Here is a 23,328-nt window from a genome sequence, read left to right as displayed (position 1 = left end):
CTATTTATTCAGCCACCAAATACTGGCATTCAAAATGGTCGCAAACCCAACCCATGCCAAATACGGAATCAATAAGTAACCAGCTGTTTTGTTGATTTTGATAAACTTTAAATAAGTTTCGTAAATCATAAGCCATAAAAGTGCAATTTCAACTAACGCAAGCATCGGATTTTTAAATCCGAAGAATAAATACGACCAAATTGCATTAAGAATAAGTTGAATTATAAAGAAAAGAAGTGCTTTTTTAACTTCTTCTGTCTGCTCTTTTATTTTATCCCAGACTAATCCCGCAGCAACTGCCATAAAAATGTAAAGAATTGTCCAAACCGGCATGAAAATCCAGTTCGGCGGATTAAAAATTGGTTTTTCAATAGTCGGATACCAGCTTTCTACACTTGGTCTTGTTACCAAACTGGCAGAATATCCTACTGCTAAACAAATGGTTACAGCGATTACGATCTTAACTATTTTATTCATTGCATTAAATTTTGTATTCAAAAATAGTCAAAAGAAATTTTTAAACCATATAAGAAATATAAGTTCATTTTAGAAAACCCAACTTATATTTCTTAAATAACTTATATGGTGAAAAAATTTAAAAACTATCTTTGCCAAAATTTTACAATTCATGTTAACAGCAGCTGATTTTATACCAAATTCATATACTTCAACAATCGAAAACGGAAACTTTGAATGGAGCGCTCCAAGCAATATTGCCTTAGTTAAATATTGGGGAAAAAAAGACAATCAAATTCCAGCAAACCCTTCGGTAAGTTTTACGCTTAACAATTGTAAAACAATTACGAAATTGGGCTTTTCAAAAAAAGACAACCACGGAAATTTTTCTTTTGATTTACTTTTTGAAGGAAAACCAAAAGAAGATTTTAAACCAAAGATTCAGAAGTTTTTAGAAAGAGTTGAAGTTTATCTGCCGTTTTTAAAAGACTATCATTTTACGATTGACACTCAGAATACATTTCCACATAGTTCCGGAATTGCTTCTTCAGCGTCTGGGATGGCAGCTCTGGCAATGAATTTTATGAGTTTAGAGAAATTACTGAACCCAGAAATGACAGAAGATTATTTCTATCAAAAAGCATCTTTTCTCGCTCGTTTAGGTTCTGGAAGTGCTTGCAGAAGCGTAAAAGGAAATGTTGTAGTTTGGGGGAATCAGGCCAATATTGAAGGAAGTACTGATTTATTTGGAGTTGAATTTCCATATACTGTTCATGAAAACTTCAAGAATTATCAAGATACAATTTTATTGGTTGATAAAGGCGAAAAACAAGTTTCGAGTACTGTAGGACATGATTTAATGCACAATCATCCGTATGCAGAAAGACGTTTTGCTCAGGCACATGAAAACTTAGATCAGTTAATCAGGATTTTTGAAAACGGTAATTTAGATGAATTTATCAAAGTTGTAGAAAGTGAAGCTTTGACTTTACATGCTATGATGATGACATCGATGCCGTATTTTATTTTGATGAAACCAAATACGCTGCAAATTATAAATGCAATTTGGAAATTTAGAAACGAAACTAAAACTCCGGTTTGTTTTACGCTGGATGCTGGTGCAAACGTGCATGTCCTTTATCCCGAAAACGTTACTGAAAAAGTATTACAATTTATTCAAGACGAATTAGTTGTATTTTGTCAGAATCGTCAGTACATTTGCGACAAAATTGGCGAAGGCGCAATCGCATTATAATTTTGCGTATCTTTAATTAAAATTTTGATTATGGACATTCAATTAGAAAAACTTGAAGCGATGAATATGTTGAAAGAAACTAATGATCCTTCAATCATTATGGCTGTTGCAAAATTGCTAAGAAAAGAGAAAAAAGACTGGTGGAATGAGTTGACAGATGAACAAAAAGCAGATGTAGCTCAAAGTGAATTAGAATTTGAAAAAGGAGAATTTACTAGTTTTGAAGAGGTGATGAAAAAATACAGGTAGTGAATCTTAAAGTAAATATTTCAAAAACAGCTGAAAAGAATTTAGATGCTGTTTTAAATTTTATTGAAAATAAATGGTCTAAGAAATCGAAAGAGATATTTTTGTTGAAACTTCAAAAAGCAATTTCAATAATAAGTATGAATCCTGAAATTTTTCCTAAATCATCAGTAAATAAAAAATATCGAAAATGTGTCATAACAAAACAATCAAGTCTCTTGTATAGTTTTGTCTCAAATGAAATCAGGATTCACAATATTTTCGACACACGACAGGACCCAAATAAAATAAAAAAAGACATAAAATAAATCATGAAAGGACCATTATTTTACTCAAAAATATTACTCTTTGGAGAATACGGAATCATCCGCGACTCTAAGGGACTTTCTATTCCTTATAATTTTTACAATGGTGCATTAAAGAAGTCTGAAGAGCCTTCTGCAGAAGCTATGGCATCAAACAAAAGCTTACAAAGCTTTACTGCTTATCTGGAAGTTTTACAGACACAACAGCCAGAATTGGTTACTTTTGATCTGGAAACTTTAAAAAATGATGTTGAAACTGGTATGTATTTCGATTCTAGCATTCCGCAGGGATACGGGGTTGGAAGCAGCGGTGCACTTGTTGCTGCTATTTATGATAAATATGCTACCAACAAAATCACAGTTTTAGAAAACTTAACACGAGAAAAACTATTACATCTAAAAAATGTCTTCTCTCAAATGGAAAGTTTTTTCCACGGAAAAAGTTCTGGTTTAGATCCGTTAAACAGCTATTTGAGCATTCCGATTTTAATTAATTCTAAAGATAATATTGAAGCAACCGGCATTCCGACTCAAAGTTTTGACGGGAAAGGTGCTGTCTTTTTATTAGACTCTGGAATAGTAGGCGAAACAGCTCCTATGGTTAACATTTTCATGGAAAACCTAAAAGACAAAGGTTTCCGTGCAATGCTAAAAAATCAATTTGTTAAATATACTGATGCCTGTGTAGAAAACTTCCTGCATGGCGATATGAAGTCTTTGTTTACGAATACTAAAAAACTTTCTAAAGTTGTTTTAAATCACTTTAAACCAATGATTCCAGAACAGTTTCATGGAATCTGGCAGCACGGAATTGACACAAACGATTATTACCTAAAACTTTGTGGTTCTGGCGGCGGCGGTTACATTCTTGGTTTTACAGAAGATTTGGAACGTGCAAAAGCATCCCTAAAAGACTATAAATTAGAAGTCGTTTATCAGTTTTAATTCTCTAAAAGCAAAAGTTATTTGAGTAGATTTTCATAAGTTTTCATCCTAAAAAGTTATTTATTATGAAAAGTATTTTAAAAATATTCAAAGCAACTTTTTTAGGAGGAATTCTGTTTTTAGCACCTTTAGTCGTACTGCTTATTATTCTTGAAAAAGGATATGGCATTATTCAAAAAGTCACTCTTCCGCTTGTAAAAAATCTACCGAGAGTACATGTTTTAGGAATTGCACTGCAAGAACTTGTTGGAATAATAATTATAATCGTTTTTTGTTTCGCTGCAGGTTTATTGTCAAGAACTGCAAAAGCTAAAAAACTGATTCAGAAATTAGAAAACGGAATTTTAAGTTTTGTTCCCGGATATTCATTTATGAAAAATATGAATGAAAACATTATGGGAATTGAGTCTAACCAAGATTTAAAAGTAATTCTCGTTCCTACAGATGCCGGCTGGCAATTTGCATTTTTGATAGAACAAATAGACGAAAATAGTTTTACTGTTTTTATACCCGATGCTCCAAATCCGTGGAGTGGCTCTGTTGTTTTTGTTGAGAAAAAAGACATCAAAAACGTTGAGATTTCGCAAAAAGAAGCACTGGCATGCATCAGAAAATTAGGCTATGGCTCTAAAGAATTGTTAAAAAACAAACTGTAAATTTTTATAATCAAAAATATCCTTTAACTTCCCTTATCTAAACCTTTACAAACTATTTTATATGTTAAGCAGACAGCACAAACTTTTAGTAATGAAAATTGTTAGTCTGTTTTCTGTAGTAAGGGGTTACAATATTCCAATTATAGTTTTAGCGCAATATTTATCGGCTATTTTTATTTTGGCACCAGAAATTAGGGCGCTGGATATTCTTCTTGATTTCCATTTATTTCTAATTGTTTTTGCTTCGGCGATTACGATTGCTTCGGGTTATATTATCAATAATTTTTACGACAGCCAGAAAGATTTAATTAATCGTCCCAACAAATCAATGCTGGACAGATTAGTGAGTCAAAAAACTAAATTATCGGTTTATTTTTCTTTGAATTTTCTTGCTGTTTTAATGGCTTTTATTGTTTCTTGGAGAGCATTTTTGTTCTTCTCGGGTTATATTTTCCTGATTTGGTTTTATTCTCATAAAATAAAAAAATATCCAATTATCGGGAATTTAATGTCTGCACTGCTGGCTGTTACTCCGTTTTTTGCGATTTTACTCTATTTCTACAATAAAATTTCATTTGAAGAAATTGAAAATCATATGAGTCATTTTGTGGTAATTTCGGCACATGCAGTTTTCTTGTTTTTACTTTTGCTGATTCGAGAAATGATTAAAGATTTGGAAAACTTGAAAGGTGATTTGGTAACGGATTATAGAACAATTCCTGTTTTGTATGGTGAAAAAATCTCTAAGCAAGTTATTACTGCTTTAACGATTTTAACCATTTTACCTGTTTATGTTTTAATAAATATTTACGATGTGGGTTATATGGATATTTACTTTTATGCCTGCTTTGGGGTTTTGCTTTTTTTCTTGATTTATTTATGGAAATCGAATTCTAAAGAGCAGTTTTTAATGCTTCATAATGTTTTGAAATTCTTAATCGTTTCGGGTGTTTTCTGCATTGTTTTGATCAATCCAAGCGTTTTATGGCATGGGCGTGAATTGATTTCTAATTATTAATTTTTTTATTCCACTGAGATACACCAAGAGTTTCGCAGAGATTCACGAAGATTTTCTGGGGTTGCTTTGTGTAAACTTTGTGAACCTTTGTGCAATAACTTATTCCAAAATATTTAAAAGAAGCCAATTGTTTGAAATCTAGCCCCGATTGAAGTGGAAATCTTTTTATTTTTTTCTTTAAAAAATAAAAAATTGGAATGGAAAGCGGGAAATAATGCCTGAAAAAAAGCCAATTGTGATGCTCCTTACTTCTTAAAATTTATTGCTATTAATCTAAGAACATTGAACTTAAGATTTATTAGCAGGAAAAAACTATCTTTGCACAAATTAATGATTTTATGAACAACAAGGAAGGCAATAATAAAAGAGGCGGATCTAGACCAAACAGCTCAAGATCAAACTCTAGTAAGCCAAAACCTCCTATGGCGAAACGTGCGCAAGGGCCGAAAAAAGTGAAACCGGAGGTTAAAGCCGCTAATGCTGCTGCGGAAGAAAAAGTAAAAAAACAAAATCAGGCTCCGAAAAGACAAAAGGCTTCAGATGAAATTCGTTTAAACAAATACATCTCGAACTCTGGTATTTGTTCGCGTCGTGATGCTGACATTTATATTCAGTCTGGAAACGTTAAAGTAAACGGTGTTCCAGTAACTGAAATGGGATATTTGGTAAAATTGAATGATGTAGTAAACTTTGACGGTGTTACTTTGACTCCTGAAAAGAAAGAATATATTTTATTAAATAAGCCTAAAAACTTTACGACAGCTCTGGATGAAGGTCAAGAATATCGTAACGTTCTAGAACTTGTTCGTGGTTCTACAAATGCAAAAATTGCTCCAATTGGAAGAATGGATAAAAATACGACTGGTTTATTGGTATTTACAAACGATACAGATATGATCCGTAAGTTTACTTTACCAAATCAAAAATCGTCTAAAATTTATCAGGTTTCTTTAGACAAAAACTTAAAGTTTGAGGATCTTGAAAAAATCAGCAAAGGTTTGGTTCTTGACGGACACCGCGTTTTTGTTGAGGAAATTAGCTATATTGATAATGAGCCCAAAAGCGAAATCGGACTTAAACTTCGTACTTCGAATGTAAAAGTGGTGCGTTCTATTTTTGAGTCTTTTGAATATAATGTTTTACGAATTGATCGTGTTGCATTTGCTGGTTTGACCAAAAAGAATCTTCCTAGGGGAAACTGGCGCTTTTTGACTGACCAAGAGATCATCAATTTGAAAAACGCTAAATAGTTTTTCAAATTTTGTTATAATGAATCCTGTTTTCTTTGAAAATGGGATTTTTTTATTTTAGAAACTAAAGAAATTATGTCCGAAAAGGGTAAAAATTGATCTTCCGATAGATTGGTTTTTATCTTCTACTGTTTCGTAAGATGAAAAACCGAGGATGATTTTGATTCCAGGAGGAATACTGTTTAAAATGTCTCTTTTTTGGTCTTCGAGAAGTAATTTTAAACTTTCTAGTAATTGAAGATTATTTCTTAAGTAGGAAACTACAAGCAGTGCTGAAAAGTTAAGTATTTCTCTGGCTGTTTCGCTTTTAATACCGACTTCGTTTGAAACCATTTCTGAAATTCTTCCCTTTTTATTCGAGAACAATTCCTTAAGTAATGAATTTCCTTCTAAACGGTAACAATCATCAACTGATAAAATTCTACCTGCGTTAAAGTCAATTTCTTGGTAAAAAGTTGAATCTTCTTTTATCATCGAGGCTATTTCAGAATAAAAATCAGATTCTTCGGCTTTGTTGTAGAGTCCCATTAAAATTGTACCGATCGAGACATCAATTCCTTTTATTAAAAGGGCATCATTTTCAAAATAAAACTTGTTCAACTTGGAGACAACATTAGATGAAATAAAACGTCTAAGTTCAATTTGTAGGTTTGGGGTCATACGCGTTAACTTATTAAAGAAACATTATTTAAATTTGTTCAAAATAACCGATAAAGTGAGGCTTTTTATCGTTTATTGTGATAAAAATATAAAATAAATTAACATTTCCAAAAAATAAGTTAAAAATTTACATAGATAATAACCTCATGTTAACATAAAAAATGCGTAAACACCTGTAAACACAACCCTTTAGAACTCAAACACAAAAGATAAAAAAGTTAAGAAAATTTTGATGTTTTTATAAAAGGTAACGCAGAAGCTAGAAAAATGTTATATAATTAAAACAAAATGTTTCGATATTTCCACATTACGCTTAAAAAAATGCCCAAATAGACTACACAAAACATAAAATTAATAAAGCTCGAAGCAAGAAACCCAAGCAAGGAACCTGTTGCCGCTTTTAGTGCCCGTTTATGATTTTGTGAGTCGTATAACAATTCTCCGACAAGTGCTCCCAAAAAAGGTCCGATGATAACTCCAAAAGGAATTGGTGCCAAAATTCCGATAATTAAACCAATATTTGTCCCCCATATTCCATACGAACTTCCGCCGAACTTTTTTGTCCCCTGCGATGGGATTACGTAATCTAATATTGTTATGATTACCATTAAAACAAAAGTTATTCCTAAAACCCAATAATTATTTTCTACTGCTTTGGTTAGATATAGCAAAAGCAAACCCACCCAGCAGCTTGACAACCCAGGCAAAACAGGAAGAAAACTGCCAAAAATGCCAACAATCATGCATATAAAACCTAGTGTAACTAAAAGTAAATCCATATAGTTTTGATAAATTTGTTCTTACAAATTACTACTTTATTTTTTGCTATACAAACTTTAAAATTGTACCTTTAAAACATGAAGATTCCGCGTAATTGAAAGAATCTCTAAAAAAAATAATTGTATTTTTGTTTATTCATTCAACATTAAAATCTTGAGGCCGTTTTCACTTTTTTTCATCTGTATTATCTTTAATTCTTGTCAATATTTTGAGAAGCAGGTTCCGTCTGAAAAAGAATTACTTCAAAAAGAATTGAAATCGATCAACTGGAAAGAAGTAGACGAATACCCATCTGTCTCAAACTGCGAAAAAATAGCCGATAAAAAACTTCGCCAGCAGTGCTTTTTTGATGTAATGTCTGATCTTATTGAAGAAAAACTTAATGTTGATACTTTATCGATTATGTACCCAGAATTGGACACTATTGAAGTAAAAGTAACAATTTTTCCAAATGCAACTATGAAGTTTGAGCCTCAGTTTCCTAAAGATTCTGTTGCCTATGATACTATAAAAATTGACAGTATTCTGCATGCGCGTCTTGTTGATTTTCCAAAAGTAAATCCAGCTATAAAACGAGGCATTCCCGTAAAAACACAATTTATTCTGCCTGTAATTTTGAAAGCAAAGGAATAGTTTTACCCTTTTATGTAAAGTTATTTCATAAAGCGCCTGTCTTTCCATTCGTACGAACCAAATAAGCTATACAAAGCTACACTTGTACTAAAAAAAGGATAAAACAAACTACTCAATAAAAAGCTTTTAAGCCTTGTATTCTTTAAAAACTGATTTGTTTTTGAAAGCAAAACAAAATCAACCATAAACTTTAAAAAAGCAAATAAAACAAAAAACGGATAATTTAAAATTTGGAAGAGAAATAACAAAAAAGCAATTACAAAACTCAAATTTCCAAAGAAAACAACGAATCCCATAAATTTCCCGTAGCTACTTTTATACGAACTCGTCTTGGCCGCCCAGCGCACTCTTTGATGAAATAATGCTTTCCAGCTTTCTGTTGATTTTGTAGTTACTATGGCTTCTTGAGCTTTTAAATAATGAACTTCATTTGGAAATTTTTCAATTGCTTTTTGCAGTAAAAAGACATCATCTCCACTTGCAATAGTCTCATTTCCAGTAAAACCATTTAAACTTTCAAACAATGATTTGGTGTACGCAAAATTAGCTCCGTTACACATAAAACCTTTGTTCAAACCAAAACTTCCAATTGTTGCGCCTTGTAAACTTGTCAAATCTAATTGCTGAAAATGATGCAGAAATGAATCTCCACATTCATACGTTACTGCTCCCGCCAGCATCGAAACTTTATTTTCCTGAATATAATTATCAAAAGTTAAAAGCCAGTTTTCTGGAACAAGACAATCAGCATCTGTGGTAATTACCCAATTGTTTTTTACGTATTGCATTGCAGTCGTAATAGCATCTTTTTTGGGCGATTTTGAAACTCGAATATTGTCTATTTGTGAAATGTGAAATGTGAAATGTGAGACTTGAAATTTCTCTCTCGAATTATCATCGACTAAAATTACTTCAAATAAATCTGTTGGATAATTTAGTGTCGAAAAGCTATTTAAAAGCTTTGGCAGGTTTTCTTCTTCATTTCGAAACGGAACTATTATGGTAAAACTTGTCTGTGGCTTTAAATCTTTTTTTTGATATTTTTTGACTTTGAAAAAACCATAAATTAGCAAACTAATGTTTACAATGTAAATAGCTAATATGGCAAACAAAGCAAAAATCATGCTGCTGTTTTCGTTTTAAAATTCAGCACAAAATAACTCCCTAAAAATACTGGTAATACAACATTTAAAAACCACATCAAAGTGCTTATAAAAATGACAATCCATTCGTTAACGCCAAGAATTCCGAAAAAATAAATAGCGACGCTTCCTTTAACTGCAAAATCTAGAAACTGAAATGTCGGAAATGATGAAGCTAAAAAGTATACTGATGTAATTGCTGCCATTAAAGTTAAATAAGGCAGATCGACATCAAAAGCTAAAAACAAAAAGTAATATTGGTGCGAAAAAACCAAATATCTTAAAATGCCTAAAAAAATGTTTTTTCTATGAATAGGCTTCGGAATTTCGTTGATTTTATGAATTAGTTTTTCAATTGAATATCCTTTGACTTTTATTTTTTTGATTGAAAATAAAATAATCAGAATTAGCAGAAATCCTCCGAACAAGATTAAGACTGTTTTGGTTGTAATAACATTAAACTGTGCATTGAAATAAAGTAAGCCAAAAATTCCAAAAATGATCGTTAAAATCATTTGGATTCCGTTGCAGATTAAGTTTAGAAAAACAACTTTTTTAGCTTCCGATTTTGGATAATACAAAGCTTTTCCAGCGTACTCTCCCACTCCGTTTGGTGTAAAGATTCCTGCCGTTAAAGCGGCTAAAACCTGCTTAGTGGCTTCGTAAACCGAGATTTGATAAATTGCTTTGGCGAGATTCTGCCATTTTAGAATCTCAAAATAGCGATTCAAAACACTCAAAAGTAATATAAACGAAATGCCTAAAACCGACTGATTTTTTCGAAATAAAACAATGAACTTATTCCAGTCCAATTTGTCGTTGTTGGCCAGCTGATTGTAAATAAAATAAAATGCACCGCCAACAATCAAAAGTTTGATTAGAAGAACTAGGAATTGCTTAGCTTTGTGAGGAATTGAAATCATGCCGCAAAAGTAATCAATTTGGAAATTAGGCAATGTGACAATTAGAAAATGTGACAATTTTCTAAACCTGAAACTTGAAACATCAAACTTGAAACAAAAACTCTCTTGACAAAAGAACGCATCATATTAGGTATTGACCCCGGAACTACAATTATGGGTTTTGGATTGATAAAAGTCATCAATAAAAAAATGGAATTTTTGCAGTTAAACGAATTGCAATTGTCCAAATATGACAATCATTACCAAAAACTAAAAATCATTTTTGAAAGAACCATCGAATTAATCGAAACGCATCATCCTGACGAAATTGCGATTGAAGCGCCTTTTTTTGGTAAAAATGTACAATCGATGTTAAAACTTGGACGCGCACAAGGCGTTGCCATGGCAGCAGGCCTTTCAAGAGATATTCCAATCACGGAATACGAACCTAAAAAGATAAAGATGGCGATTACCGGAAACGGAAATGCCAGCAAAGAACAGGTTGCGAAAATGCTCCAACAGCTTTTAGGATTAAAAGAATTACCCAAAAATCTCGATTCAACCGACGGTTTGGCAGCGGCAGTTTGTCATCACTTTAATTCAGGAAAAGTCGTAGCAGGAAAAAGTTATTCGGGCTGGGATGCTTTTGTGAAACAAAATGAGGACAAAATTAGAAAATGAGATAATTAGATAATTTCTCCGAACTAATTTTCATTATCTAATTATCAAATTGACACATTATCTAATTAAAAAAAATGAGCGGTATCTACATCCATATTCCTTTTTGCAAACAGGCTTGTCATTATTGTGACTTTCATTTTTCGACTTCAATGAAAAAGAAAGATGAAATGGTTTTGGCTTTGTCCAAAGAAATTGGCATGCGTAAAAATGAGTTTGAGAACGATCCCGAATTCTCGGGAGTAGAGACAATATATTTCGGAGGTGGAACTCCTTCTGTTTTGACCAATGACGAAATCAATTTTTTAATTTCAGAAGTTTATAAAAACTATAAAGTCTCAGATAATCCAGAAATTACACTTGAAGCTAATCCCGATGATTTGTCTGCGGAGCGAATTTTTGAATTATCTAAAAGTCCGATAAACCGATTAAGCATTGGTATTCAGTCTTTTTATGAAGAAGATTTGAAGATGATGAACCGCGCTCATAATTCGGTGGAAGCCATAAAATGTTTACAAGAAGCGACAAAATATTTTGATAATATTTCACTCGATTTAATTTACGGAATTCCTGGATTGACAGACGAAATGTGGAAACAGAATATCGAAACGGCTTTGAGTTTTGGCATTCCGCATATTTCGAGTTATGCTCTGACAGTTGAACCGAAAACAGCCTTGAGCAAATTAATTCAGACTGGAAAAATCGCTGAACCGCAAGATGAAGCCGCTTCAAATCATTTTATGATTTTGGTTGAAACGCTCCAAAAAAATGGATTTATTCATTACGAATTATCGAATTTTGGGAAAGAGAATTATTTCTCCAAAAACAATTCGGCTTATTGGTTAGGAAAAAAATATATTGGAATCGGGCCTTCGGCGCATAGTTATGACGGCGAAAAAAGAGGCTGGAATATTGCGAATAATTCATTGTATTTGAAAGCGATTCAAAATAACGAACTTCCGATCGAAACAGAAATTCTGACTATTTCAGATCGCTATAATGAATATATTATGACTGGCTTAAGAACGATTTGGGGCGTTTCTTTAGAAAGAATTGAAAATGAATTCGGTTTGGAATATTTGAATTATCTGAAAAAACAATCTCAAAAATTCTTAAACGACGATTTGCTTTCAATTGAAAACAACATTCTAAAACCAACTTCAAAAGGAAAATTTTTAACGGATGGAATTGCAAGTGATCTGTTTTATTTAGATTTGTAATATAAATCTTAAATGAAATGAATTTAGAAACTGCAATATTAGAAATAAAAAAATTCTGGAATAATGATGATGATTTTCCTTTTGGAGAATCACAGAATAAAAGTCATATTCATCGTTTAGAAAATGAATTTAAAATTACATTACCTCACAATTTAAAAGATTACATAAGCAATTTTGCACCTCTAAAAGATTTTTATTTTTCTACGGTTGGTAATCCAATGTGTATTTATGGAGTTGAAAATCTAAAATATAAGCAAGATGGTTACAACTATAATTCAATAAAAAATACTGAAATTGGCGATTGGAACAAGAACTTTTTTATTTTTGCTGATGAAGGTGCTGATCCTGTTATTGTAGATTTTGAGGATCTGGAAAATGGCATTCAAAAACTTATGCATGGCGCAGGAAATTGGGAAACTGGTACAACAGCTGCAGATACCTTAGGACAGTTTTTACTTTGCAGCGCCGCGCTTCATCACGCCTTAAGCAATTTTGAAGATGAGTCTATAATTGATGATGAAAATGGTTTCAACCTTGCTGACAATGCTGCAAAATGGTACTTCAAAAATATGAGAAATTGGGCGGGCAAATATTATGACGAATGGTGTTCTGTTTTTGATAATCATTAATAAAAAATGGAATTAAAAGAGTCGCAAACAATCTTTAATAATCCTTGGCGCCCTTTGCGTAAACCTTAGCGACCCTTGCGGTTAAATCAACATGATAGCAAAAATCAACAACTTCGAAATCGACTTATCAAAACCCATTGATATCTCTATTCCATTAACCAATACAGACGAAAACCCAATTGCCTGGTATATCGAAAAACCAGTTATTGAACCTGTAGTTTTTGGCGATTGGATCGGAAAAGTTTCGGAAGGAAAATCATCAACGAATTTTAACAATATTTTCTTCAATCCGCATGGTCATGGGACACACACGGAATGTTTGGGACATATTACGAATGATTTTTATAGCATTAATCAATCACTTAAGCAATTTTTCTTTTCTGCTAAATTGATTACCATTGAGCCTGAGAAAATTGGGGATGATCTCGTTATTACGAAAGAAAGCATCTCGACTTCCCTCAATGTGACATCGTTCGAGGCTTTGATTATTAGAACACTTCCCAATCAAAAAGAAAAAAAATCAAGAAAATATTCAAATACAAATCCGCCTTATTTGTCTGAAGAAGCTGCCACTTTCATCCGCGAAAGCGAAATTCAACATTTATTGATTGATTTACCAAGCGTTGACAAAGAACATGACGAAGGCAAATTATTGGCTCACAAAGCATTTTGGAATGTAAAAGACACTCATAATCTTAATTCTGATGCACGACTAAATGCGACAATTACCGAAATGATTTATGTTCCAGACGAAATTGAAGATGGAAATTATATACTAAATCTTCAAATCGCTTCGTTTGAAAATGACGCAAGTCCATCAAAACCAATTTTATATAAGATTTAAAAAGTTTGCCACGACCCGAGCGAAAGCGAATTGGCGAAGCAATTACACTAATTCCCACTAATTTTTACATGCTTGAAGTGAAAAAATTAATTCGTGAAAATTCGTGAAATTCGTGGCAAGAAAAACAATAAACTATGATTAGCGTATCTACTGATAAAACCAAACTCGACGTTCCGTTTATACAAAACTTTTTAAAAGACATTTATTGGGCTGCAGGACGAACTATTGAAGAAGTGCAGACTACAATTGATGCTTCGGTTTGTTTTGGAATTTATTTAGATGACAAACAAATTGGTTTTGCAAGAGTAATTACCGATTACGCGGTATTTGCTTATTTAATGGACGTTTTTATAACCGAAGAACATCGTGGAAAAGGATATTCGTCGATCTTAATTGAAACGATGATGAAGGAACCTCAACTTCAAAATGTCAAAATTTGGAGATTAGCCACAACTGACGCTCACTTTTTATACGAGAAATTCGGGTTTACAAAACTCAATCATCCTGAAAAGATGATGGAAAAAATAGTCTAATAAACACTAATTTTACTAATTGCCAAGAAACACTTTAATTTGTGAAATTGGTGTAATTCGTGTTGAATCATAACTTTTTTATAATATGAATTTAGAAACGTTTTACGAATATTGTCTTTCGAAAAAAGGTGTCAGCGAACATTTTCCATTTGATGAAGACACTTTAGTTTTTAAAGTTGGAGGCAAAATGTTTGCTCTATCTTCTTTATCGCAATGGGAAAAGAACGAGCAATCGGTCAATTTAAAATGTGATCCAGACCGCGCACAGGAACTCAGAGCTGAATATGATGAAATACAACCTGGATTTCATATGAGTAAAGTACATTGGAATACGATTGCTTTAAACGGAAATCTTCCAGACAAATTTGTCAAAGAATTGATCGATCATTCCTATGAATTGGTTTTCAAAAGTTTGACAAAGAAAATTCAGAATGAAATTATCGAATTAGAAAATTAGGCATTACATTTGTAACGTCAGTAAAAAAACTCAGCAACTTAAAAGCTCAGTAACTTAGCAACTTAAAAAAATGAAAGAACAATTTAAAAAATTTCTGAACGAAGAACAAGATCCAAAAGCGATTGAAAAAATCACTTCGAAACTTACAGATTTATTAATGAAAGGCGAAGAAGTTGGATATATTGCAGTGCAAAAAAAGCCTGCTATTACTGTTTTTCCAGACAGCATTGTATTAACAAACAAGCGTATCATTATCTGTAAGCCTAAAAATTTAGGTCTTTCTATGGATTTTACAGATTACACTTGGGATGATATTGCGAGTACTTTTGTAAAAGAAAACATTTTAGGTTCTGAATTTTCATTTGGTACCAAAACAGATTTGGCTGTTTCTATTGATTATATTCCAAAAATTCAGGCTAGAAAAATTTATACTTACGCTAAAGAGCAATTGGATTTATTGAAAAATCCTGTTTCTGCTGCTGCACCAATTCAAGAAACTGTTGAACCAGAATACGAAGACGAAGCTGAAGAAGTTGAAGAAGTAGAAACTGAAGAAGTAACTAGTTTTGCTGAAATTTTGCCTTCTGCACCAGCTTTTACAGAAACAACTTATGAGCCGCTTCCAACACAGCCAGCTGGAGAACGTAAATTAAGTGACTTATCTAAAGAGGAACTTTTTGATAAATTACAGAATTACAAAAAACTCCTTGACAACGGATTGATCATGCAGGGAGAGTACGATGCTTATAAAAAAGAGATTTTAAGTTATATGTAAAATGTACTTTGTGAGAAGTGAAATGACTTCTTACTGAAAATAAAAAAGTCTTAAGTTCATTAGAGCTTAAGACTTTTTACATTTTACAGATTACATTTTACAAATTACATATTACCTTTTACAAAGTCGCTTTCTGCTTTTCTACAAATTTATGCGACTGCAGTTCTAGTAACTCTTTTGCATTTTTACGTTGCAAATCGTAAAGATTTTTATCTTCGGCAATATCTGCATAAACTTTATCGTGCATTTCTGCGCTGGTTTTTACCAATAAATCACGTTGGTATTTATTTTGTGCCAAAGTAGCTTTCATTGCTGTTTCGGCTTCTTCTTGTTTGAAATCGAATTCACCTTTTGGAGCTAATAATTTGGCAATAATTGGAGATGTTTCGATTGCTAGAAACAACAGCATTATAAAAAATGACGGAAGCCAAGGTAGCTTATTTAATGCATTAATACGCGCCATTAAGCCATCGAAACCTTCAATTATAGGCTGAGTCTGAGAGACTTTTTTATCTAAATCGGCTTGAAGTTTTACACCTGCTTTTTCTTTTTCAGCGATTTTAGCTTCGTTTGCTGTTTTTAAAGTTTCAAATTCTTTTAAAGATGCATCGTGTTTCTCGCGTTTTTCTTTATAAACAGGACCTTTTCCTAATTTTTTAGTTCCAGCAGTTCCTTCTGCTTCTGTAATATAAGTAGAATATAAATCGTTAACTTCTTTCTCTTTCTTTACAATATCTGCTTTTAAAGCTGCAATCTCAGCCTTATTTTTATCTAAATCTGTTTTGAAATACGTTCCAATTTGTTTTTTATTGGCCAACTCCATTTCGTTTTTCTCTTTCAATAAAACGGTATTGATTTCTTTTTCGAATATTTTAATTTCCAAAGGTTTAGAAATTACGATTGCAATAATAATCGCTAATAATATACGTGGAGTTGCCTGCAGGAATTCGTCCATAAAACGATCTCTCTTTTTAATGGTAGAAACGATAAATCGGTCCAAATTAAAAATCAATAAACTCCATACAAATCCGAAAATTAAAGCGGGATAAATAGAATCGAAAACGGTAAAAAGCGCATAAGCACTGGCTAAGAAAGCCATAACTGCCGTAAAAAATACAGTGGCGCCAATACCAACATATTTAGTTTGTTCGCCTTCTGAGCAATCTTTCAAGAGGTCTCGGTCGACTCCTGAACATAAGATAAAAAATTGTTTTAACATGATTGATGATTTTTGATTGTGATTGATATGGCAAATTTAGCGCCAAAAATTTAATTCTCAGACAAATAGTTGATTTGTTTTCACTTACCGCTACAAAATTCCTTTTTTTATTGAATGTTATTTTAACATTAATCTATTTCTAATGTTGGGTGGGAATCATAACACTATGTTAATTTTTTTTCAAGGGTTTAGTAATACAAGGGCTTTAGCTTCGCAACCAAAATCAAACTAAACACACACAATGAAAAAATTTTTAGTATTAACACTCTTTTTATTATCTCTAACGGGTTTTGCCCAAAAGGCGATTATATCTGGAAAGATATTAGACGCTGATGACAAACTGCCTCTTCCTGGAGCTATGATTCAAATAGTTGGCGAAAAAAAATATACCGTTTCTGACTATAACGGTCGTTTTGAGTTATTGAATATTAATGAAGGAACTTATAAAGTTGAAGTAAAATATATCGGATATACTTCTTTAACTCAGGAAATAAAAGTTGAACAAGGAAAAAACAATGTAATCGATTTTGCTCTTAAAACCTCTGGAACTGAGCTGAATGAAGTTATTGTTGGAGACATCTTAAAAGGTCAGGCGAAAGCATTAAATCAGCAAAAAAACAATAAAAATATTGGAAACGTAATTTCATCTGACCAAATGGGACGTTTTCCAGATGCCAATGTAGGAGACGCTTTAAAACGTGTTCCTGGTATTACAATGCAGAATGACCAAGGTGAAGCTCGTAATATTATTATTAGAGGTTTGGCGCCATCTTTGAACTCGGTTACTTTAAATGGTGACAGAATTCCTTCAGCAGAAGGAGATAACAGAAATGTTCAAATGGACTTAATTCCGTCTGATATGATTTCTACGATTGAAGTAAACAAAACTCTTACATCTGATATGGATGCTGACGCGATTGGAGGTTCTGTAAACTTAATTACAAGAGCAACTCCAAATGGAGAAAGAATTTCTGCAACACTTGCCGGAGGATATCTGCCAATTCGTGACCACGCTTCTTACACTGCTGGTTTTGTATATGGTAATCGCTTTTTTGATAATAAATTAGGCGCAGTTTTCAGCGGTTCTTACAACAATGTTGATTACGGATCTGATAACATCGAAAACGAATGGGTAAAAGATGATTTTGGAAATGAATACCTACAAGCTTCAGAAATTAGAAAATATGATGTACAGCGTATTCGCCGCAGCGGATCTATTGCTTTAGATTACAAATTTGACGAAAACAACACCATTTTTGCTAATGCAATTTACAACTGGAGAGACGATAGAGAAAACCGTTTCAGAACAACTTATGATGATATTGAACCTATTTACGATGGCGAAACAATTACAGGATTTGAAGGTCGTGTAAAACGTCAGACAAAAGGTGGTTTGGATAACAACAGAAACAAAAACAGAAGATTAGAAGATCAAAGAGTTCAAAATTATTCTCTTCGTGGAGAACACTTAATCAATTCTACATTAGATTTAGACTGGTCTGCAAACTACGCAAAAGCTAGAGAATACCGTCCGGGTGAGCGTTATATCGAGTACCGTCAAAAAGGTTTAGAAATGTTTGAAGATTTATCTAATCCAAAATTTCCATTAATGACAACTGTTGGCGAATCAACAGATGAATTTAAATTTGATTCTGTTACTGAAAATACAGATGAAACAAGTGAAAGCGAATTTGGTGCAAAAGTAAATATCCGTTTTCCTTTTTCTGTAATTGCAGGTGAAAAAGGAAGATTGAGAACAGGTCTTAGACTTCGTTTAAAAGAGAAAGAAAGAAACAATATGTTCTATTCTTATACGCCTTTAAATGATGACATGGAATTATTATCGCAAGTTCCAACAAGTTATTTTGATGGAAAAGATTTTAATCCAGGAAGTAAATATGTTCCGGGAACTTTTGCTTCGGCTTCTTATTTAGGAAGTTTAGACTTAAACAATGCTTCTCTATTTGAAAAAGAAGCAGATCCAGCAGAATATTTAGCAGTAAACTATAATGCTAAAGAAAGAATTACTGCTGCTTATGTAAGATGGGATCAGGATTTTAACGACAAACTTTCTATGGTTTTAGGTTTCCGTGTGGAGAATACTCACATTGATTATACAGGAAACCGTGTATTGGACGAAGAAGAATTAGAGAGCAAAATCAACAATACAAACTCTTATACCAATCTTTTACCAAGCATCTCATTCCAATACAATGCAACAAAAGATTTGATTTTAAGAGCTGCAGCAACAACAGCTTTAGCTAGACCAAACTATTATGCATTAGCTCCTTATGTAAACAACATTGCTGCAGACAAAGAAATCACAGCTGGAAATCCAGATCTTGATGCTACTTATTCATACAATTATGATTTCATGGCAGAGAACTATTTCAAATCTGTTGGTTTGATTTCTGGAGGTGTTTTCTACAAAAGATTAAATGATTTCATTTACAACTACAGCGACAATCAATATACTGATGCTAAATTTGCGGCAGATTTTCCTAATCAAGTAAATCCAATTCCAGCGGGAGAAAACTGGTCATTTTTACAATCAAGAAACGGAGACACTGTTGACGTTTACGGATTCGAAGTTGCTTTCCAGCGTCAGTTAGATTTCCTTCCTGGTAAATTCTTAAAAGGTTTTGGTATCTATTTAAACTATACTTACACAAAATCTAAAGCTAAAGGAATTGCAGATGAGGATGGAAATGAAAGAAACGACATTAGTCTTCCAGGAACAACTCCTCATATGTTTAACGGATCTTTGTCTTGGGAAAACAAACGTTTCTCAGCAAGAATCTCAACAAACTTTACATCTGATTATTTAGATGAATTAGGTTCTGAGTCTTACAAAGACAGTTACTATGACAAACAGTTTTTCTTAGATGCAAACGCTTCTTATAAAATTACTCCAAAACTTCGCTTTTTTGCAGAAGCTAATAACTTAACCAATCAGCCGTTGCGTTATTATCAAGGAGTTGCTGCTCATACGAAACAAGCAGAATACTATCAAGCTCGTTACAATTTCGGATTGAAATTAGACTTGTAAAATCAATCCTAAAAACTACTAAATTAGACAGGACTTAGCGGTTCTGTCTAATTCATTTAAAATAAAATACCAAAATGAAAAATAAATCGATACTTGCTTTTTTACTTTTAAGCCTTGCTTTTACAGCTTGTAAAGACGATAAATTAGCTCCTATTCAACCAAATGCTGTAAAACCAACAACTGTTACCCAAGCATTGCCTCATGATACAGATGATCCCTCGATTTGGATTAACCCAAACGATGCGTCAAAAAGTATTATTGTTGGAACTGATAAAGATACCGACGGTGGTTTGTATGCTTTTGATTTGAATGGAAAAATCCTTAAAAAATCAATTCCGTTAAAACGCCCAAACAATGTTGACATCGCTTACGGAATGATCATTGACGGAAAAAAAGTAGATATTGCCGTTACAACAGAGCGCGAAAGCAACAAGATTAGAATTTTCAGTCTGCCAAATTTAGAACCGATTGACAATGGCGGAATTCCTGTTTTTGAAGGAGATGCAGAAAGAGATCCAATGGGAGTTGCATTATACACACGTCCAAGTGATCAGAAAATTTTTGCTATTGTAGGAAGAAAAACGGGAGCTTCTGGAAGTTATTTATGGCAGTACGAACTTTCTGGAAACGGAAAATTTGCTGCTGCAAAAGTGGTTCGTAAATTCGGGACTTACAGCGGTAAAAAAGAAATCGAAGCTATAGCAGTTGATAACGAATTAGGATTTGTTTACTATTGCGACGAACAAGCTGGAATTAGAAAATACAAAGCAGACCCAGCTTTAAATGATAATAAAGAACTGGCTTTCTTTGGTCAAAAAGATTTCAAGGCAGATCACGAAGGAATTGCGATTTACAAAAAAACAGATTCTACAGGTTACATTTTAGTATCCAATCAACAGGCAAATTCTTTTATGGTTTATCCGAGAGAAGGAGCAAAAGGAAATCCTAACAGCCATCCTTTATTGGCAGAAGTTCCAACTTCAACAATTGAATGCGATGGTGCTGATGTTACAAGTGTAAACTTAGGTCCAAAATACAAAAACGGACTTTTCGTAGCGATGAGCAACGGCATGACTTTCCATTATTATGCTTGGGATTTGATCCAAAAACGCATAGACGAGGCTAAAAAATAAAGATTCAGTGTTGATTTGAAATTGCAGTTTTTCAGTACTTTCCTTTAAACTGTGCTGAAAACTGCGTTTCAATGTCTTTAAAAATTACTCATTGTCGGGCTGAGCGAAGTCGAAGCCCAGTTTCCAATTGAAGCGCCTTTCGACTTCGCTCAGGGAGACAAATAAGCAGTATCAGACATACACAAAAAACAAAAAAAGCTGTTCATCACTGAACAGCTTTTTTTAATTTGAATTAACTAATTCCTTTTATTCTGTAATCGGTGCTCCCGCTAAGATTTCAGCGTTTGCAAACTCTTCAAATTTGGCAAAATTAGCTTTGAATTTTTGTGCTAATTCTAATGCTTTTTGATCGTATAAATCTTTGTCTTCCCAAGTATTTCTCGGATTTAAAATCTCTTCCGGAACATTCGGGCAAGATTGTGGTTTTGCAATTCCAAATACTTTATGATCTGCATACTCTACATTATCCAATTCTCCTTTTAAAGCAGCTGTAATCATGGCACGAGTATATTTCAATTTCATACGGCTTCCAATTCCGTAAGGTCCGCCAGTCCATCCTGTATTGATTAACCAAACTTTTACGCCGGCATCTTTCATTTTTTTGCTCAACATTTCAGCATAACGAGTTGGATGTAAAGGCATAAACGGTGCACCAAAACAAGCTGAGAAATTAGGCTGAGGCTCAGTTACACCAGCTTCTGTTCCAGCAACTTTTGCAGTATAACCAGAAATAAAGTGGTAAGCCGCCTGACCTGGGTTTAATCTTGAAATTGGAGGCAGAATTCCGAAAGAATCAGCCGTTAAGAAAAATATATTTTTTGGATTATGTCCCACCAAACCTGGCTGTACATTATCAATATGAGTTATTGGGTAACTTACACGAGTATTTTGCGTGATCGAAACATCGTCAAAATCTACTTCGTTTGTTCCTGCTTTAAAAACCACATTTTCTAAAAGCGCTCCTTTTTTGATTGCTCTAAAAATGTCTGGTTCGTTCTCTTCTGTTAAGTTGATTACTTTAGCATAACAACCACCTTCAAAGTTAAAAACAGTATTTTCATTTGTCCAGCCGTGCTCGTCGTCTCCGATCAATTTACGTTCTGGATCTGCAGATAAAGTTGTTTTCCCTGTTCCAGATAATCCGAAGAAAATTGCTGTATCTCCGTCTTCTCCAACATTCGCACTACAGTGCATAGGAAGTGTATTTTTGAAAACTGGAAGTATAAAGTTTAATGCAGAGAAAATTCCTTTTTTCATTTCTCCAGTATAACCTGTTCCTCCAATTAAAGCGATTTTTTTAGTAAAATCCAAAATTGCGAAATTAGACTGTCGTGTTCCGTCTACAGCAGGATCTGCCATAAAACTTGGTGCACAAACTACTGTCCATTCTGGAGTAAAATTAGCCAGTTCCGATTCTTCTGGACGTAAAAACATATTGTAACAGAACAAATTTGACCAAGCTGTTTCGGTTACAACACGAACATTTAATCTATAATTTGGATCAGAGCAAACATAAGAATCGCGAACAAAAACTTCTTTGTCTGATAAAAATGCTGTTACTTTATTATATAGCTTTTCAAAAGCTTGAGGTTCAAACGGGATATTTACATTTCCCCACCAAACTTGATCCTTTGTAATATCATCTTTTACAATGAAACGATCTTGTGGAGAACGACCTGTAAATTCACCTGTATTAATTGCCAACGCTCCGGTAGAATTCTCAACACCTTGTCCTGACTGCAAAGTAATCGCATGTAATTCATCTGCAGATAGTTGATAACGAACTTTTGCATTTTCAATTCCTAATTCTTTTAACGAAATCGATTGCGCGAAAACTGTGTTAGTGTCCATAAATTTTAAGTTGTGTGTGATATTTATTTCAGAAGCAAAATTACAGATTAATTCTTATTCGTTTTAAAATAATTAAATTTCACTTTGATTTATACGAAAAAAGAGAAATTTCACTTTAAAAATTACAAAAAGAAAAAAATAACTGCTTCTAATTTGTTTATTTACAACCTTATAAGCGAATTTGTTATATTATTTTAGTTTTAGAACCTAAAATAGAAAAAATTCACATAACTAAAGTTATATGTTATTTATGAGACAAAATTAAAGATTAATTCTTAGACAGAATTTTTTTTTCGGGATTTTATGATTTTCTCTTCAAAATCGTAAAGAATAATAGCGTCCAAGCGATAATTAATAGAAAACCACCCACAGGAGTTGCGAATACTATAATTTTAAAATCAAACAAAGTGTAGTCTTTTGTTGCCAATAAATAAATCGAACCGCTAAAAAGAACGACTCCGGCAACTACTAAATTATAGATAGCTTTTAATGTTTTTTCTGCAATATCTTTTTGCGTAGATAAAAACAACAGAAAAAGAGCGTGGTACATTTGGTAACGAACACCAACTTCAAAAGTATTTAATTGATCAACCGAAAGATATTTTTTTAATAAATGAGCTCCAAAAGCACCCAAAATAATAGCTAACATACCTATAAAAGCTCCAGTAAGAACAATTCTTCGTTTCATGATT

At 33.0% G+C, this 23,328-nt stretch carries 25 protein-coding genes; 17 read left to right on the top strand and 8 right to left on the bottom strand.

The annotated features are described in order from the left end of the window. Positions 1-477: a TspO/MBR family protein gene (locus QE431_RS01270; RefSeq protein WP_307291821.1), complete on the bottom strand. Its 477-nt coding sequence runs from the start codon at positions 475-477 to the stop codon at positions 1-3. A 151-nt stretch (positions 478-628) separates the two neighbouring features. On the opposite strand from QE431_RS01270, the gene QE431_RS01265 reads away from it, so the two are divergent. From QE431_RS01265 to QE431_RS01235, 7 genes are all read left to right on the top strand, one after another. After that, the gene (locus tag QE431_RS01265) at positions 629-1,711 is read left to right on the top strand and encodes a diphosphomevalonate/mevalonate 3,5-bisphosphate decarboxylase family protein (protein ID WP_307291820.1); all 1,083 of its coding nucleotides are present in this window, start codon (positions 629-631) and stop codon (positions 1,709-1,711) included. Between the two features lie 30 nt (positions 1,712-1,741). Further along, positions 1,742-1,960 (top strand): hypothetical protein, encoded by a 219-nt coding sequence (locus QE431_RS01260; protein WP_113677295.1) that lies wholly within the window; start codon positions 1,742-1,744, stop codon positions 1,958-1,960. Beyond that, positions 1,960-2,265 (top strand): type II toxin-antitoxin system RelE/ParE family toxin, encoded by a 306-nt coding sequence (locus QE431_RS01255; RefSeq protein WP_307291817.1) that lies wholly within the window; start codon positions 1,960-1,962, stop codon positions 2,263-2,265. The genes QE431_RS01260 and QE431_RS01255 overlap by 1 nt, the downstream gene beginning before the upstream one ends. 3 nt (positions 2,266-2,268) lie before the next feature. Continuing rightward, a complete protein-coding gene (locus QE431_RS01250) occupies positions 2,269-3,207 on the top strand; it encodes a mevalonate kinase (protein WP_134139113.1) in 939 nt (312 codons plus the stop codon). Between the two features lie 65 nt (positions 3,208-3,272). Further along, a complete protein-coding gene (locus QE431_RS01245; RefSeq protein WP_307291814.1) occupies positions 3,273-3,863 on the top strand; it encodes a DUF502 domain-containing protein in 591 nt (196 codons plus the stop codon). Between the two features lie 61 nt (positions 3,864-3,924). Continuing rightward, positions 3,925-4,881, top strand: a complete 957-nt coding sequence (locus QE431_RS01240) for a geranylgeranylglycerol-phosphate geranylgeranyltransferase (RefSeq protein ID WP_057115936.1) — start codon at positions 3,925-3,927, stop codon at positions 4,879-4,881. A 338-nt stretch (positions 4,882-5,219) separates the two neighbouring features. Beyond that, the gene (locus tag QE431_RS01235) at positions 5,220-6,131 is read left to right on the top strand and encodes a pseudouridine synthase (RefSeq protein ID WP_057115935.1); all 912 of its coding nucleotides are present in this window, start codon (positions 5,220-5,222) and stop codon (positions 6,129-6,131) included. A 57-nt stretch (positions 6,132-6,188) separates the two neighbouring features. Here QE431_RS01235 and QE431_RS01230 read toward each other — a convergent pair whose 3' ends face one another. Both QE431_RS01230 and QE431_RS01225 read right to left on the bottom strand, forming a co-directional pair. Beyond that, complete coding sequence (locus QE431_RS01230; protein ID WP_057115934.1) at positions 6,189-6,791, bottom strand: DUF937 domain-containing protein; 603 nt, start codon at positions 6,789-6,791, stop codon at positions 6,189-6,191. A gap of 278 nt (positions 6,792-7,069) precedes the next feature. Next, entirely contained in the window at positions 7,070-7,570 is a 501-nt protein-coding gene (locus QE431_RS01225; RefSeq protein ID WP_134139110.1) for a DUF456 domain-containing protein, read from the bottom strand. Between the two features lie 154 nt (positions 7,571-7,724). Here QE431_RS01225 and QE431_RS01220 point away from each other — a divergent pair, with 154 nt between their 5' ends. After that, the gene (locus QE431_RS01220) at positions 7,725-8,204 is read left to right on the top strand and encodes a hypothetical protein (RefSeq protein ID WP_057115932.1); all 480 of its coding nucleotides are present in this window, start codon (positions 7,725-7,727) and stop codon (positions 8,202-8,204) included. Positions 8,205-8,224: 20 nt separating this feature from the next. Here the strand turns inward: QE431_RS01220 and QE431_RS01215 are convergent, their stop codons facing one another. Further along, positions 8,225-9,328, bottom strand: coding sequence for a glycosyltransferase (locus tag QE431_RS01215; protein ID WP_307291809.1), 1,104 nt, complete (start codon positions 9,326-9,328; stop codon positions 8,225-8,227). Then, positions 9,325-10,269 (bottom strand): lysylphosphatidylglycerol synthase domain-containing protein, encoded by a 945-nt coding sequence (locus tag QE431_RS01210; protein WP_307300482.1) that lies wholly within the window; start codon positions 10,267-10,269, stop codon positions 9,325-9,327. The genes QE431_RS01215 and QE431_RS01210 overlap by 4 nt, the downstream gene beginning before the upstream one ends. Before the next feature lie 105 nt (positions 10,270-10,374). On the opposite strand from QE431_RS01210, the gene ruvC reads away from it, so the two are divergent. From ruvC to QE431_RS01175, 7 genes are all read left to right on the top strand, one after another. After that, complete coding sequence (gene ruvC / locus QE431_RS01205) at positions 10,375-10,929, top strand: crossover junction endodeoxyribonuclease RuvC (RefSeq protein WP_134139107.1); 555 nt, start codon at positions 10,375-10,377, stop codon at positions 10,927-10,929. 74 nt (positions 10,930-11,003) lie between these two features. Beyond that, positions 11,004-12,146, top strand: coding sequence for a radical SAM family heme chaperone HemW (hemW, locus tag QE431_RS01200; protein WP_307291807.1), 1,143 nt, complete (start codon positions 11,004-11,006; stop codon positions 12,144-12,146). 17 nt (positions 12,147-12,163) lie between these two features. Next, complete coding sequence (locus tag QE431_RS01195) at positions 12,164-12,775, top strand: SMI1/KNR4 family protein (RefSeq protein ID WP_307291804.1); 612 nt, start codon at positions 12,164-12,166, stop codon at positions 12,773-12,775. Positions 12,776-12,866: 91 nt separating this feature from the next. Continuing rightward, complete coding sequence (locus tag QE431_RS01190) at positions 12,867-13,619, top strand: cyclase family protein (RefSeq protein ID WP_307291801.1); 753 nt, start codon at positions 12,867-12,869, stop codon at positions 13,617-13,619. Between the two features lie 134 nt (positions 13,620-13,753). Beyond that, a complete protein-coding gene (locus tag QE431_RS01185) occupies positions 13,754-14,152 on the top strand; it encodes a GNAT family N-acetyltransferase (RefSeq protein ID WP_057115926.1) in 399 nt (132 codons plus the stop codon). An 85-nt stretch (positions 14,153-14,237) separates the two neighbouring features. After that, positions 14,238-14,609: an MmcQ/YjbR family DNA-binding protein gene (locus QE431_RS01180; RefSeq protein WP_134139100.1), complete on the top strand. Its 372-nt coding sequence runs from the start codon at positions 14,238-14,240 to the stop codon at positions 14,607-14,609. Between the two features lie 70 nt (positions 14,610-14,679). Further along, a complete protein-coding gene (locus QE431_RS01175) occupies positions 14,680-15,384 on the top strand; it encodes a PH domain-containing protein (RefSeq protein WP_307291797.1) in 705 nt (234 codons plus the stop codon). Positions 15,385-15,502: 118 nt separating this feature from the next. Here the strand turns inward: QE431_RS01175 and QE431_RS01170 are convergent, their stop codons facing one another. Next, positions 15,503-16,603: a DUF4407 domain-containing protein gene (locus tag QE431_RS01170; protein WP_307291795.1), complete on the bottom strand. Its 1,101-nt coding sequence runs from the start codon at positions 16,601-16,603 to the stop codon at positions 15,503-15,505. 241 nt (positions 16,604-16,844) lie between these two features. Here QE431_RS01170 and QE431_RS01165 point away from each other — a divergent pair, with 241 nt between their 5' ends. Together QE431_RS01165 and QE431_RS01160 are read left to right on the top strand one after the other, a co-directional pair. Next, positions 16,845-19,652, top strand: coding sequence for a TonB-dependent receptor (locus QE431_RS01165; protein ID WP_307291794.1), 2,808 nt, complete (start codon positions 16,845-16,847; stop codon positions 19,650-19,652). Between the two features lie 74 nt (positions 19,653-19,726). Beyond that, complete coding sequence (locus tag QE431_RS01160) at positions 19,727-20,785, top strand: phytase (RefSeq protein ID WP_307291792.1); 1,059 nt, start codon at positions 19,727-19,729, stop codon at positions 20,783-20,785. Between the two features lie 246 nt (positions 20,786-21,031). Here QE431_RS01160 and pckA read toward each other — a convergent pair whose 3' ends face one another. Both pckA and QE431_RS01150 read right to left on the bottom strand, forming a co-directional pair. Beyond that, positions 21,032-22,636, bottom strand: a complete 1,605-nt coding sequence (pckA, locus tag QE431_RS01155; protein WP_281867228.1) for a phosphoenolpyruvate carboxykinase (ATP) — start codon at positions 22,634-22,636, stop codon at positions 21,032-21,034. 301 nt (positions 22,637-22,937) lie between these two features. Further along, positions 22,938-23,324 carry a DUF423 domain-containing protein gene (locus tag QE431_RS01150; RefSeq protein ID WP_134139092.1) on the bottom strand — a complete coding sequence of 129 codons (387 nt, stop codon included), beginning with the start codon at positions 23,322-23,324 and terminating at the stop codon, positions 22,938-22,940. Positions 23,325-23,328 lie beyond the last annotated feature (4 nt).

Origin of the sequence: Flavobacterium sp. SORGH_AS_0622, from assembly GCF_030818825.1 — a bacterium.
Taxonomy (GTDB): Bacteria; Bacteroidota; Bacteroidia; order Flavobacteriales; family Flavobacteriaceae; genus Flavobacterium.
Note: the sequence above shows the minus strand (reverse complement) of the source record. Positions and strands in the feature narration are given on the sequence as shown.

Bases quoted from the DNA above. Each gene is read 5' to 3' on its own strand.
- QE431_RS01185 (WP_057115926.1), top strand. From the start codon at position 13,754: ATGATTAGCGTATCTACTGATAAAACCAAACTCGACGTTCCGTTTATA.
- QE431_RS01250 (WP_134139113.1), top strand. From the start codon at position 2,269: ATGAAAGGACCATTATTTTACTCAAAAATATTACTCTTTGGAGAATAC.
- QE431_RS01240 (WP_057115936.1), top strand. From the start codon at position 3,925: ATGTTAAGCAGACAGCACAAACTTTTAGTAATGAAAATTGTTAGTCTG.
- QE431_RS01230 (WP_057115934.1), bottom strand. From the start codon at position 6,791: ATGACCCCAAACCTACAAATTGAACTTAGACGTTTTATTTCATCTAAT.
- QE431_RS01265 (WP_307291820.1), top strand. From the start codon at position 629: ATGTTAACAGCAGCTGATTTTATACCAAATTCATATACTTCAACAATC.
- QE431_RS01225 (WP_134139110.1), bottom strand. From the start codon at position 7,570: ATGGATTTACTTTTAGTTACACTAGGTTTTATATGCATGATTGTTGGC.
- QE431_RS01160 (WP_307291792.1), top strand. From the start codon at position 19,727: ATGAAAAATAAATCGATACTTGCTTTTTTACTTTTAAGCCTTGCTTTT.
- QE431_RS01165 (WP_307291794.1), top strand. From the start codon at position 16,845: ATGAAAAAATTTTTAGTATTAACACTCTTTTTATTATCTCTAACGGGT.
- QE431_RS01260 (WP_113677295.1), top strand. From the start codon at position 1,742: ATGGACATTCAATTAGAAAAACTTGAAGCGATGAATATGTTGAAAGAA.
- hemW (WP_307291807.1), top strand. From the start codon at position 11,004: ATGAGCGGTATCTACATCCATATTCCTTTTTGCAAACAGGCTTGTCAT.
- QE431_RS01235 (WP_057115935.1), top strand. From the start codon at position 5,220: ATGAACAACAAGGAAGGCAATAATAAAAGAGGCGGATCTAGACCAAAC.
- QE431_RS01215 (WP_307291809.1), bottom strand. From the start codon at position 9,328: ATGATTTTTGCTTTGTTTGCCATATTAGCTATTTACATTGTAAACATT.
- QE431_RS01180 (WP_134139100.1), top strand. From the start codon at position 14,238: ATGAATTTAGAAACGTTTTACGAATATTGTCTTTCGAAAAAAGGTGTC.
- QE431_RS01270 (WP_307291821.1), bottom strand. From the start codon at position 477: ATGAATAAAATAGTTAAGATCGTAATCGCTGTAACCATTTGTTTAGCA.
- QE431_RS01210 (WP_307300482.1), bottom strand. From the start codon at position 10,269: ATGATTTCAATTCCTCACAAAGCTAAGCAATTCCTAGTTCTTCTAATC.
- QE431_RS01175 (WP_307291797.1), top strand. From the start codon at position 14,680: ATGAAAGAACAATTTAAAAAATTTCTGAACGAAGAACAAGATCCAAAA.
- QE431_RS01170 (WP_307291795.1), bottom strand. From the start codon at position 16,603: ATGTTAAAACAATTTTTTATCTTATGTTCAGGAGTCGACCGAGACCTC.
- QE431_RS01150 (WP_134139092.1), bottom strand. From the start codon at position 23,324: ATGAAACGAAGAATTGTTCTTACTGGAGCTTTTATAGGTATGTTAGCT.
- QE431_RS01245 (WP_307291814.1), top strand. From the start codon at position 3,273: ATGAAAAGTATTTTAAAAATATTCAAAGCAACTTTTTTAGGAGGAATT.
- QE431_RS01190 (WP_307291801.1), top strand. From the start codon at position 12,867: ATGATAGCAAAAATCAACAACTTCGAAATCGACTTATCAAAACCCATT.
- QE431_RS01195 (WP_307291804.1), top strand. From the start codon at position 12,164: ATGAATTTAGAAACTGCAATATTAGAAATAAAAAAATTCTGGAATAAT.
- pckA (WP_281867228.1), bottom strand. From the start codon at position 22,636: ATGGACACTAACACAGTTTTCGCGCAATCGATTTCGTTAAAAGAATTA.